Origin of the sequence: Novosphingobium indicum, assembly GCF_014645195.1 — a bacterium.
Taxonomy (GTDB): domain Bacteria; phylum Pseudomonadota; class Alphaproteobacteria; order Sphingomonadales; family Sphingomonadaceae; genus Novosphingobium; species Novosphingobium indicum.
Map to the genome: position 1 here is coordinate 1 of NZ_BMLK01000015.1, position 12,204 is coordinate 12,204.

At 62.1% G+C, this 12,204-nt stretch carries 11 protein-coding genes, 2 tRNA genes and 1 pseudogene; 3 read left to right on the plus strand and 11 right to left on the minus strand.

The window, feature by feature from the left end; translation table 11 throughout:
* A partial coding sequence (locus IEX64_RS15460; RefSeq protein WP_229710457.1) for an IS3 family transposase occupies positions 1-559 on the plus strand: 559 nt, incomplete at its 5' end.
* A gap of 60 nt (positions 560-619) precedes the next feature.
* On the opposite strand, the pseudogene IEX64_RS15465 reads toward IEX64_RS15460, so the two are convergent.
* The 4 genes and pseudogenes from IEX64_RS15465 to IEX64_RS15480 form a co-directional block, all read right to left on the minus strand.
* A pseudogene (locus IEX64_RS15465) lies at positions 620-1,433 on the minus strand (IS91 family transposase); the annotation flags it as partial.
* A 4-nt stretch (positions 1,434-1,437) separates the two neighbouring features.
* On the minus strand, positions 1,438-2,346 hold the full coding sequence (locus IEX64_RS15470) for a tyrosine-type recombinase/integrase (RefSeq protein WP_066521558.1): 909 nt from the start codon (positions 2,344-2,346) through the stop codon (positions 1,438-1,440).
* A 246-nt stretch (positions 2,347-2,592) separates the two neighbouring features.
* Complete coding sequence (locus tag IEX64_RS15475; RefSeq protein ID WP_066521556.1) at positions 2,593-2,934, minus strand: helix-turn-helix domain-containing protein; 342 nt, start codon at positions 2,932-2,934, stop codon at positions 2,593-2,595.
* Between the two features lie 11 nt (positions 2,935-2,945).
* Positions 2,946-3,197 (minus strand): type II toxin-antitoxin system RelE family toxin, encoded by a 252-nt coding sequence (locus IEX64_RS15480; RefSeq protein ID WP_099185760.1) that lies wholly within the window; start codon positions 3,195-3,197, stop codon positions 2,946-2,948.
* Positions 3,198-3,342: 145 nt separating this feature from the next.
* On the opposite strand from IEX64_RS15480, the gene IEX64_RS15485 reads away from it, so the two are divergent.
* Entirely contained in the window at positions 3,343-3,726 is a 384-nt protein-coding gene (locus IEX64_RS15485) for an MbcA/ParS/Xre antitoxin family protein (RefSeq protein WP_066521569.1), read from the plus strand.
* Between the two features lie 358 nt (positions 3,727-4,084).
* On the opposite strand, the gene IEX64_RS15490 is transcribed toward IEX64_RS15485, so the two are convergent.
* The 7 genes from IEX64_RS15490 to IEX64_RS15520 form a co-directional block, all read right to left on the minus strand.
* A tRNA-Lys gene (locus tag IEX64_RS15490) sits at positions 4,085-4,160 on the minus strand.
* 26 nt (positions 4,161-4,186) lie between these two features.
* Positions 4,187-4,262 (minus strand) — tRNA-Lys (locus tag IEX64_RS15495).
* Positions 4,263-4,366: 104 nt separating this feature from the next.
* Positions 4,367-5,479 carry a rod shape-determining protein RodA gene (gene rodA / locus IEX64_RS15500; RefSeq protein ID WP_188820981.1) on the minus strand — a complete coding sequence of 371 codons (1,113 nt, stop codon included), beginning with the start codon at positions 5,477-5,479 and terminating at the stop codon, positions 4,367-4,369.
* The gene (gene mrdA, locus IEX64_RS15505; RefSeq protein ID WP_188820983.1) at positions 5,476-7,569 is read right to left on the minus strand and encodes a penicillin-binding protein 2; all 2,094 of its coding nucleotides are present in this window, start codon (positions 7,567-7,569) and stop codon (positions 5,476-5,478) included. Before mrdA ends, rodA begins: the two co-directional genes overlap by 4 nt.
* Complete coding sequence (locus IEX64_RS15510) at positions 7,566-8,006, minus strand: rod shape-determining protein MreD (RefSeq protein WP_229710458.1); 441 nt, start codon at positions 8,004-8,006, stop codon at positions 7,566-7,568. The genes mrdA and IEX64_RS15510 overlap by 4 nt, the downstream gene beginning before the upstream one ends.
* Positions 8,007-8,119: 113 nt before the next feature.
* Positions 8,120-9,004 carry a rod shape-determining protein MreC gene (locus tag IEX64_RS15515; protein WP_188820988.1) on the minus strand — a complete coding sequence of 295 codons (885 nt, stop codon included), beginning with the start codon at positions 9,002-9,004 and terminating at the stop codon, positions 8,120-8,122.
* 71 nt (positions 9,005-9,075) lie between these two features.
* On the minus strand, positions 9,076-10,122 hold the full coding sequence (locus tag IEX64_RS15520; RefSeq protein WP_188820990.1) for a rod shape-determining protein: 1,047 nt from the start codon (positions 10,120-10,122) through the stop codon (positions 9,076-9,078).
* 185 nt (positions 10,123-10,307) lie between these two features.
* Between IEX64_RS15520 and mutL the strand changes: the two genes are divergently transcribed.
* On the plus strand, positions 10,308-12,128 hold the full coding sequence (gene mutL / locus IEX64_RS15525; protein WP_188820993.1) for a DNA mismatch repair endonuclease MutL: 1,821 nt from the start codon (positions 10,308-10,310) through the stop codon (positions 12,126-12,128).
* Positions 12,129-12,204 lie beyond the last annotated feature (76 nt).

Here is a 12,204-nt window from a genome sequence, read left to right on the forward strand (position 1 = left end):
CGTATGCGCTGAAAGGTGCACGTACGGTTCGGGGAGGGGAAGCGCTCATGCGCTTCCTACTCCACTTCCGATGTGCCGGGGTTTCCTGTATCTGGTGGCTATCATGGACTGGGCCACCCGCAAGGTGTTGGCCTGGCGCCTGTCAAACACCATGGACGCCGGCTTCTGCGTTGCGGCACTGGAGGAGGCGCTGGCCCGCTATGGCAAGCCCGAGATCTTCAACACCGACCAAGGCAGTCAGTTCACGTCGCAGGCCTTCACCACGGTGCTGCGCGAGGCCGAGGTCCGCATCAGCATGGACGGCCGGGGCCGGTGGATGGACAATGTCTTCATCGAGCGGCTCTGGCGCAGCCTGAAGTACGAATGCGTCTATCTCCACGGCTTCGAGACCGGTTCAGAGTTGCGGGCTGGCCTTGCCCGGTGGATCACCTATTACAACACCCAACGCCCGCACTCGGGGCTAGCCGGGCGAACCCCGCTCGAGGCCTATCGGCAGATCGGGCAATCAGATCATGGGGGGCATGCCCACCATGATCTGATGATCAAACAGGCGGCATAACGACAACCGGGACTAGCGTAACTCAGCCGCCAAACTGTCCAAGAAGGCGGGACCACCTCACTCGTCGAAGGCAATGAGGCGCCGGTTCGAGATGGCAACGCGGTGCGTGTAGCGCGAGAGTTAGGCCAGTACGGCCTGTGGTCCGGCAAAGGGCGGCTTGGCATAGACCATCCAGCGCTTCCTCCGGATTGGCGACAGATACCGCAGGAAGGCCTTGCGTGTCGTGAGGTCAGCCATGGTGCCGAAGAAGCCCAGCTTGCCGGCGTCGAACAGCGCCAGCAGGCGGATGAGGAACAGTCGGCGGAACAAGGCGCCCAGCACACGCACCGGCAGCAGGAACGCGGGGCGCGATGAGATCCATCGCGTGCCGTCGAGCGCGATGCCACCACCAGGCACGATCATGTGCACATGCGGATGGTGGGTCAGCGCTGATCCCCATGTGTGCAGCACGGCGGTGATGCCGACGCGCGCGCCAAGGTGCTTGGGATCGGCAGCGATGGTCAGCATCGTGTCTGCGGCGGCGCGGAACAGCAGGTCATAGACCACCGCCTTGTTCTGCCATGCAATATCCGCGATCTCGGCAGGCACGGTGAACACGACGTGGAAGTAGCCCACCGGCAGCAGGTCGGCCTCGCGCGCGGCCAGCCACGTGCGCGCCGCAGCGCCCTGGCATTTAGGGCAATGCCGTGTAAGCGATCCGCCAGTGCCCGCAGTCGTCGCAGGCCTCGACGTGACCGCCCAGCGCGGCGGTGCGGCAATTCTCGATGGCCGTCATGACCTTGAGCTGGCCGAGGTTGAGATGCCCGGCATGGGCCGCGCGATAGGCGGGCCCGGCGCTACGAAAGATATCGGCGACCTCGAGCGAGGCGCGCAACGGCTCAGCCGGGCGGCGCTACCTGCGCCTCGAGCAGCGTCGTCAACTTGTCCAGCGGACTGATGACCGCACGCACGGTTCGAGTTGCGACCGTAGTGTAGAAGGCGGTGGTCTCAAGGTTCGCATGCCCCAGCAGCGCCTGGATGATCCGAATATCGACGCCGTCTTCCAACAGATGCGTGGCGAAGCTGTGCCGCAGGGTGTGAGGGCCGACCCGCTTCTTGATACCTGCGGCCTCTGCAGCATCGACAACAATGCGATGGAGCTGTCGGGTACTCAGCGGCTTGAGATAGTGCATTCCCGGGAACAGCCAGCCATCGGCGTGCATGACGCCTTGCTTGCGGCCCACCGTCCACCACTCACGCAAAAGAGCAAGAAGGTCAGCGGGCAGGAGCGCATTGCGATAGCGCCCGCCTTTACCGCGCTCCACTCGCAGGAGCATGCGCTTGCTGTCTACATCGCGGACCTTCAGCATCGTCACTTCGGCGGCGCGCAAACCAGCGCCATACGCAACGGACAGTGCAGCCTTGTGCTTCAGGCAGTTGGTCGCGCCGAGGAGAAGCACGACCTCTTCGCGGCTGAGGACAATGGGCAAGGAGCGCGGATTCTTGACCGTGTAGAGCTTGCGGGACAGATCCGGGCGATCAATGGTGTGAGTGAAAAAGAAACGCAGCGCAGAAACGATGCTGTTCATGGTCGGGATCCCTATACCCGCTTCGCGCTGTTCGACCTGGAATTGCCGGAGCTCTTCAACAGTCGCAGTATCGGGAGGGCGCCCAAGATATGTAGCGAACCTCGCGACATGCCGCACGTAGTCGAACTGGGTCTTCCGCGTAAACCGGCGCATATTCATGTCTTCGATCATGCGCTGACGCAGCGAAGTGACGGGGGCATCAGATAGAACATTGGTCATGATACGACTCCTTGGTTGAAAGGAGCCGCAATCGTCTGCCTACCTGGCCCAGACCTCAACTTAGACCCAGACCGCCGATCACTGACCAGGCCTCAAAACAAACGCCACTCCCGCGCCAGCGGGTTCGTACTTGTCCCAAGTCAGGTCGCTCGCTACCGCACGTCAGCTTGATGAATGAAGGGCAGGTTTCAGGGAGCCATCTTGAACGGTGGAACGTCCGCAAAGTTAGCGTTTCCTGCGGTGCCTTTAAATCAGTTCATCGAGAGTAATGCCCAAGGCTTCGGCCAGCTTCTTGACGGTCTCGATTGAACCGCTCTTCCGTCCGGATTCGATATCCGCGATCTGCACGCGGTTGACGCTCGAAGCTTCGGCGAGGGCGGTCTGGGTGAGGCCACGAAACTCGCGCCAGGCGCGCAGAGGACTTTCGCCGGAGAGCATGCGCTTCACGAACTCGGTAGGGAGCATTTCCTCATCGCCGTTTGCCAACTGCGCCAGAGCACGGTCATAGGCTTGCAGATCGGCCAGCTGTTCGGCGGCGGCCTGCAAGCTACGGTATTCCTCAAGCGGGATCGAAATCATTTCACCCATATCTGCCTCCATCAACCGTAGATGCTGCCACGTGGTCCTATATCGAGAACCGTCAGAACAACGCCTTCATCATTCATGATCACGCGCCGATCACCCACTCTTAAACGGATACCTTCCCGCCCCTTAAGAGCCGTGACATTGTTGGCCTGCGAGGTTGGGTCGGCGGCATATTGCTCGATCTTCCTTATGATCCGTTCGGCTATGTCCACGGGCATCTTGCGAAGGGCCTTCAACGCAGCCCGCGTGTAGGTGACTGGTTTCATTTCCTGCAGTGTAGCTCATGGCTTATATGTAGTCAATGGCTACAGTTTATGGGAATGGCGGGTGGCCGCCGCCGTGTGGATCACACCATGCCCTCATGTTATGAAGTCTCCGAGCAGATTTCGATTTTGCGAGGATTTGGAGCAAATGCTCGGCGAAGTTTATGCCATCGATGCCCAGCAGGAAGCTGCCGCGTTCTTTCGTACGAGCCTGAACCTTTTCGAGAAATGGGGCGTGACGGAGGAGCAGGCGGCCATGCTGCTGGATTTGCCGTTGCGGACCTATCGGCAATGGAAGGAGAAGAGCTTAGCGAAGTGCTCTTCAGAGTGCCATGCTCGATTGTCGAATTTGATGGGCATCCAGGAGGCGCTCATGACAATCTTCCGGAAGCCGGAGCGAGCCTATTCGTGGATACGAATGGACAATGCCGCTTTTGATGGCGTGAGCGCACTTCATCTCATGCTGAACGGCGAGCTGGCGGACATCATACGTGTCCGGCGCTACCTGGAAGCCGAATGCGCTGGTGGGTGATTGTCGAGGCGGAAGGTGCGGTGACTGGCGCTGAAGACTCGGCAAATCGCCGCATAAAATATGCGCTTCGCCGCATCGAAATTCTGGGGGTATCAGTGGGGGTATTTGGGGCGCGACCCTCACGGAAAGCATTATATATCAGTATGATAAATGTCTAAAAAATACTCCTCCTCCGCTACCATCCGCACGCTTCCACAAAAGTCCACATACCACCGCGTTCGATAGACATCGGCCAAACGAGCGCCGCTTTAGGATATGCGGAAATCTTGCCTGCTACCTAGAAAGCTACCTAGCCCTGGAAGCGAACGAAAAGCCCACTTCTGGAAGTAACTTAAAAGCTTGATATATAGTGAAAAAATGGTGGACGCACTAGGGCTCGAACCTAGGACCCGCTGATTAAGAGTCAGCTGCTCTACCAACTGAGCTATGCGTCCCCACGGATACCGCAGGAGGAAAGGCTTGGTGGACGCACTAGGGCTCGAACCTAGGACCCGCTGATTAAGAGTCAGCTGCTCTACCAACTGAGCTATGCGTCCACGCTGCCTTGCCGGAGGGCCTTGCAGCCCCGCGCCGATTCGGCGGCGGAGGGGCTCCTATAACGTATGTTTCGCCCATGAAAAGGGGGAAACTTTCAGGAAAGTCAGGAGAATGTGCTGGGCCTCTGATTCCAGCGGTTTACGGCCATGATCGTGCCCAGGCAGATCATGTTTGTCAGCATCGAGGTGCCGCCGTGGCTCATGAAGGGCAGGGGGATGCCCACCACCGGCGCAAGGCCCATGACCATCATCAGGTTGATGGCAACGTAGAAGAAAATGGTCGCGGTCATGCCGGCTGCCAGCAGGCTCGAGAAGCGGTCAGGGGCGTTGCGGGCGACCCGCAGGCCCCAGGCCATCAGCACACCGAACACGAAGATGACGAAGAGACCGCCGATGAATCCCCATTCCTCTGCCATCGTGGCAAACACGAAGTCGGTGTGGGCTTCGGGCAGGTATTGCAGGTGGCTCTGTGTGCCGTTGCCGAAGCCCTTGCCGAAGATACCCCCCGACCCGATCGCGATCTTGGACTGGGTGATGTGATATCCGGTGCCGAGCGGGTCGCTTTCGGGATCGAGAAAAGTCAGCACGCGCTTGCGCTGGTAGTCGTGCAGCAGTGTGAAGAAGGCAACCGGCGTGCCGACCACCGCGACACCGCCTGCCCCCAGGAACCAGGAAAGCGGCAGGCCGGCGAGAAACATGGTGACGGCGCCGCCGAAACAGATCGCCAGTGCCGTGCCGAGATCGGGTTGCAGGATGACCAGCGCTGCGGGAATCCCGATGAGGACCGCAGCCGGCACGAGCCCGCGCATGCTTGCCGTCATCGGCGGGGGCAGCGTCTCGTAGAACTTGGCCAGGACCAGCACGATGGCCGGCTTCATCAGCTCCGATGGCTGCAGCGTCATGAAGCCGAGGTTGAGCCATCGCTGACTGCCGCCGCCGACGGCGCCGATAGCTTCCACAAGCACCAGCAGCACCACGATGCCGCCATAGATCGGATAAGCCGCCATCCGAAACAGATTGCGGCTCATCAGCGAAATGACGATCGCCATGACCAGGAAGACGAGAAAGCGGATCACATGGCTCAGCGCATAGGGCTGAAGATGACCGCCCGCTGCGGAATAGAGGACGGCGCCGCCCAGCGCGACGAGCCCGAACAGCGGAATCAGCATCTGCCACGGTTGGCGGGCGACGGGCTCGGGGACAATCGAACGGCTCATTGTGGATTGGCCCCGGAACCATCACTCTCGGTCGCGGGAGGCGGCGTAGCCTCTCCGGCGGGGGCTTCGGTGCCCGTAGCGACCGGTTCGGGTGCGGGCGTCTGCGCCTCGTTGACGATGGGTTGGACGCTCTGCTGAGTGTTCTCCGCCTGTCGCACGTCCTCTGCAGAGACGGCAGGCACGTTCACGCCATATTGCGCGGCATAGGCACGATAGCGGGCATCGAGCCGCTCACTGGGAGTGCCGCCCCACTGCTTTTCGAACTCCAGCAGCTTGTCCATGGCTTTCTCTTTGTCCCAGAGATAGGTCATGACATCACGGGCAACCGGATAGGCCGCGCCCGAACCGCCCCCGTGCTCGATCACGACCGCGCAGGCATAGCGCGGCTTGTCGAACGGGGCGAAGCAGATGAAGTGGCCGTGATCCCTGTACTTCCAGAGCCCACCCTTGCCGCTGCTGACACTCAGGCTGACAACCTGTGCCGTACCGGTCTTGCCAGCTAGATTGACGCCCTCGATGGGCAGCGCAGCGCGGTGCGCGGTACCCGGACCGTTCACCACGTCCGACATGGCCTGATGCACGTAGTCCAGGTGTTCCTGCGTGACTCCCAACGAGGGTGCTCCTCCGCGCTTGTCCGAATAGAGCAGACTGGGCATCAGTTCCTGCCCGCTGGCAATGCGCGAGGCCATCACCGCCTGCTGCAGCGGATTAACCAGGAAGTAGCCCTGGCCGATGGTTGCGTTCACGGTGTCGTAGGTTTGCCATTCGCGGCCGTACTTCTTCAGCTTCCACGCGGGATCGGGGACGGTTCCGTAGGACTGCCCGACAACCGGCAGGTCGAATTCCTGCCCCAGTCCCAGGCGCCGGGCCATCGCTGCAATCGGGTCCATGCCGATCTTCTGGGCGAAGTAGTAGAAGTAGACGTCGCAGCTCTGGTAGATGCCCTTCGCCATGTTGACCCGGCCGTGTCCGCGCCGGTTCCAGCAGTGGAACACGCGATTGCCCACGCGCAGGCCGCCGTTGCAGACGACCGATTCCTCGGGATCGAGCCCGGCCTTCAGGAAGGATAGCGCCACCATCGGTTTGACGGTCGACCCCGGCGGATAGAGCCCGCGCAGGACCTTGTTGCGCAAGGGCACATGGTCGTCGTCCGACAGCATCTTCCATTCGAGACGGCCGATGCCGTCGGAAAAGCTGTTGGGATCGAAGCTGGGCATCGAGGCCATCGTCAGGACGTCGCCGGTATGGCAGTCCATGACCACGACCGCGCCGGATTCCGGACCGATCCGCCGCGCTGCATATTCCTGCAAGCCGGCATCGATGGTGAGCTTGATGGTCTGGCCCTGCACGTCCTCACGCGTTTCGAGATCGCGCACGATGCGGCCCGAGGCGGTCACTTCCACGCGGCGCGCGCCGGGCTTCCCGCGCAACTGCTGCTCGAAGACCTTTTCGATCCCGTCTTTGCCGACCTTGTAGCCGGGTGTGATGAGCAGGGGATCGCGGTCCTTTTCGTAGTCCTCTGCCGAGGCGGTGCCGACATAGCCGAGCAGATGTCCTACGCAGGGGCCCGCCGGGTAATGGCGCGAGAAGCCGCGCTGTGTGACCACGCCGGGCAGGTCTGGAAGGCGAACGCTGACTGCGGCGAAGCGCTCCCAGTCGAGGCCCGAGGAAACTTCCACCGGGGCGAACCCGCGGGCCTTGTCCAGTTTGTCGTGCAGGTCCTGCATCTGGATCGGCGTCAGCGACAGCAGCCGGCCAAGCCGGTTGATGGTTCGCTCGGGATCGCTCATCCGGTCCGGAATGATGTCTACGCGAAAGTCCGCGCGGTTCGACGCCAGCGGGGTGCCGTAACGGTCGAGGATCCAGCCGCGGCGCGGCGGGATCAGCGAGAGATTGACGCGATTGCTCTCGGCCTCGAGCTTGTACTTCTCGTTCTCGAAGACAGCGAGATAGCCCATGCGCGATGCCAGCAGGACGCCGATCCCGCCCTGAACCGTGCCGATAACCATACTGCGCCTGTCGAAACTATTGCGCAGCGTTCCTGAAGTCGTGTGGCGTTCGGGAAAGAACCGCCGGAAATTGATCTTCATCGCAAGACCGTGATCGGCGTAAGCCGCAAGCGATCCATGACTGCAACGAAGCGCCCGACAAGCGGATAGGAGAGAACGGAAATCACGATCTGCGGCAATATGATTCTTACAGGGGCACCGGCGCCGGCCAGGTTGTTAAGACCCAGACACAAAACGATATAGGATACGATCAGGCCAATCGCCAGAAGCCACTCGGTGAGAAAATTTCGCCACGGCACGCGTGCTTCGACGAATTCAAGTGCAATCGCCGCTAGCGACCACAACAACACGGCAGCACCGAACGGTTGACCCGAGAAAAGATCGTCGAACAGGCCCAGCGGCAGCGCCGACCAGATAGGCAGGAGGCCGGGCCGCAATTGCCGCCATGCAATGAAAAGCAGAAAGCCCAGCGGCGGCATGACCGGGGCTGACGCGATGAGCAGCCAGCCGGGGATCATCGAGCCCAGCAGGATCGTCAGCCAGGGCAGGGTATGGGCAAGAACCGGGGAGGGAGCGCGGTTAATCCGCCGTCTGGATGGAGGAGGCCCGCCGGAGGTAAGCCGTGGCATGCTCAGTCGCTCTCCGCATCCGGATTGAGGGGCGGGGGCGGCTCGTTCGGGCCCCAAACCTCTTCAACCATAACGAAGTCGGTATCCGAAGGGTTGCTCAGCACACGGGCAATGGCGCCGTCGCGCAGGATCTCGGTCACGATCGCCATTGGCGTGCCGGGACGGTAGAGACCGCCCGAGCCGGAGGAGACCATGACATCGCCCTTCTTGAGCGGATTGATGCCAAGGTTGATCAGGCGCACCCGGATCGTCCCGTCTCCATGACCCTGCGCGAACGCGGGCACACCGTCGCTGGCGCGACGAACAGGAACAAGGCTTTCGGTGTCGGTGATCAGCAACACGCGCGCACTCGTCGCGCCCACTTCGAGCACGCGGCCAACCAGTCCGGTTGCCGACCGTACCGGCATGCCCTTGGTGACACCGTCCTTGCGGCCAACATCGATGATGGCGAAGCGACGAACGCTCGCACTTGTGGAGCGGGTGAGACGCGCGGAGGCAACAACGTCTGGTTCGACGTCCTTGAGCGCGAGCAAGCGCTTCAGGCGACGGTTCTCGGCTTCGGTCGCCTGGGCCTCGACAAGGCGTACCTTGGCTTCTGCCAGCTCGCGTTCCAGCCGCGCATGTTCGCGCCCCGAAGTGAGATACCCGGCAATGCTCGCAAAGAAGTTCTTGCTGTAGCTACGGCCCGCTGCTGTCGCTTGCCCCATGGGCTCGGTCGCGTCCGTTGCAGCGGTGCGCACACCGGCAAAGGCTTCGGGTTTGACGATGGACACCGTAACCAGGCCGATGCCCACGACAAGACCCACCACGCCAGCAGTGTAACTCAGGAACGTCGCATTTTGCGCCCGGCGCGAAAATCCGAAGCGCCTATTGGCAGGCGGGGCCATGCGCCATGCACTCCTGTATTCCTGGCGGCGGTCCCCTTGAGAGGCTGGCGCCGCCTCTTTGGCGACCTAAGTCAGGCGGACATCAGGACGCCGCGGTAGATCGGGTCCTCCATCGCGCGGCCGGTACCCAGCGCGACGCAGGACAGCGGATCTTCCGCAACGCTTACGGGGAGGCCGGTTTCCTCGCGCAGATACTCGTCGAGGCCCTGGATCAGAGCGCCGCCGCCGGTCAGCACTATACCCTGATCGACAATGTCGGCGGCCAGTTCCGGCGCGGTGTTCTCAAGCGCGATGCGCACGCCCTCGATGATCGCACCGATCGGCTCGGCAAGGGCTTCGGCGACGTTCGCCTGATTGATGGTGATTTCCTTGGGCACGCCGTTGACGAGGTCGCGGCCCTTGATGTGGATCGTCTCGCCGATGCCGTCTTCGGGGACCACGGCAATGCCGTAGTCCTTCTTGATCCGCTCGGCCGTCGCATCTCCAATGAGGAGGTTGTGGTGGCGGCGGACGTAGGAGACGATTGCTTCGTCCATCTTGTCACCGCCCACGCGCACCGAGGTGGTGTAGGCCAGGCCGCGCAGCGAAAGCACAGCAACCTCGGTAGTGCCGCCGCCGATGTCGACGACCATGGAGCCGACGGGTTCGGTCACCGGCATGTCGGCACCGATCGCGGCAGCCATCGGTTCCAGAATCAGGTAAACTTGGCTTGCACCGGCGTTGCTGGCGGCGTCGCGAATGGCTCGGCGTTCGACCGAGGTGGAGCCCGAAGGCACGCAGATCACGATTTCCGGATAGCGGAAGAGGTTCTTTTTGCCGTGCACCTTGCGGATGAAGTGCTTGATCATTTCTTCCGCGATTTCGATGTCGGCGATCACGCCATCGCGCAGCGGGCGAATGGCCTCGATATTGTCGGGCGTCTTGCCCATCATCATCTTGGCATCATCACCAACGGCCTTGACCTTCTTGATGCCGTTGAGCGTTTCGATGGCAACAACCGACGGTTCGTTGAGCACGATTCCCCGGTCCTGGACGTAGACGAGCGTATTGGCGGTCCCAAGGTCGATCGCCATGTTCTGGGAGCCGAGTTTGAAGAATCGCGAGAAGGGGCCGGCCATCTAAAATCCGTTTTTTAACCAGTCTCTTGCCCGAAATAATTCGGAACAGTCGAAAGGCAGGTTGGCATGGAAGGGGCCCCCTTAGCCCATCGATTCGGGAAACGCCAAAATTTTGTGTCGATTTCTGGTGGGTTTCTCTCGGCATCCGTCTCGAATTGAAGCCGTTTCATCGCTAGGTCTTGGTCATGCCCACAATTCGCCGCCTCCCTGAACATCTCGTCAACCGCATTGCTGCCGGTGAAGTGGTCGAGCGTCCGGCTTCCGCGCTCAAGGAACTCGTTGAAAACGCCATCGATGCCGGTGCGAATCAGATCACGATTCGGATCGCGTCGGGCGGGCTCGACATGATCGAGGTCACCGACGATGGGTGCGGGATGTCGCCAGACGAGATCGCGCTAGCGCTCGAACGTCACGCGACATCGAAGCTGCCCGACGAGCATATCGAGCAGGTCGCCACGCTGGGTTTCCGCGGCGAGGCTTTGCCATCGATCGGGTCGGTGGCGCGGCTGACGATCGAGAGCCGGCCGCACGACGCCGGCGAGGGCTGGAAGCGCGCCGTCGATCATGGCGAGACCGTGGCGGATGGCCCCGCTGCGCTGCCACCGGGGACGCGAATTCGGGTAGAGCAGCTCTTTGGCAAGGTTCCCGCCCGGCGCAAGTTCTTGCGCACGCCGCGCTCCGAATATGCCGCCTGCCAGGATGTCGTGCGCCGTCTCGCGATGGCCCGTCCGGACGTCGGGTTCGTGCTGGAGCATGACGGTCGCCGCGTCATTGCCGTGCAGCCGCGTGAGGAACTCGCGGCCCGTGTAGCCCGCCTTGTCGCGCGTGAACTGGCGGAGGACGGCGTGGTGATCGAGGCCGAGCGGGGCACGTCGCGGCTTACCGGCGTAGCAGGTCTGCCGACGTTCAACCGCGGTGTCGCCGATCACCAGTACCTGTTCGTCAACGGTCGTCCGGTGAAGGACCGGCTGCTCGTTGGTGCGGTGCGCGGCGCATACGCTGACATGCTCGCGCGGGACCGCCATGCGGTGCTGGCGCTGTTCCTCGAAATTCCGCCCGAGGAAGTCGACGTGAATGTCCATCCGGCCAAGACCGAGGTGCGTTTTCGCGATCCGGCCTTCATCCGCGGGTTTCTGGTGGGCGCTCTGCGGCATGCGCTCGAAGGCGCAGGACAGAAGAGTGCGCAGCCACCGTCCGCCAGTGCCATGGGCAATTGGCAGGTGGAACCTGTCGCTACTCCATCGCCCGCTGCACCCGCGCTGGGCTCACTCTTTGCGCGCGAATATTCCGCGCCCCGCACGCATGTGGGGGGCGCGCGGGTATCGGAGGCCGGCACGGCCTGGCGCTCGTATGAGGCCGAAATCATGGCCGAGCCGTCCGCCCGCGCAGAGGCGGTGGCGGAAGAGGCCGAGGAGGCGCTGCAATATCCGCTGGGGGTCGCCCGCGGACAGGTGGCGGGAACCTATATAGTTGCCGAAGCGCAGGACGGGCTTGTCATCGTCGATCAGCACGCCGCGCACGAACGTCTCGTGCTCGAACGGCTGAGAGCGGCAGGCGCCGAAGACGCCATGTCCCGCTCGCAGGCGCTGCTGTTGCCGGAAGTCGTGGAATTGGAGGAAACCGCCTGCGACGCGCTGGAAGACAAGATCGCCGATCTTGTTCGCTTCGGTCTTGCCATCGAGCGTTTCGGACCGGGGGCGATGCTGGTGCGCGCCGTTCCCTCGGCGCTCGGCAAGAGCGACGTTCAAGCTCTTGTGCGCGATGTCGCCGACGATCTGGCGAAGAACGGCGATGCCCTGCTGCTGGGCGAAAAGCTCGATCTCGTGCTGGCCACAATGGCCTGTCACGGCTCCGTGCGGGCAGGGCGTTCTTTGAACGTTGCCGAGATGAATGCCCTCCTGCGTGAAATGGAGCGCACCCCGCGTTCGGGGCAATGCAACCATGGCCGCCCTACGTGGGTAAAACTGGCCCACGGTGATATCGAGAAACTGTTCGGGCGCAAGTAGGGTAAGCTGACGGTGTCTTCTAAGGGAAAAGTGGGGCTGGCGCTAGTCTTGGCAGTCTTAGTGACTGCAGGTTTGG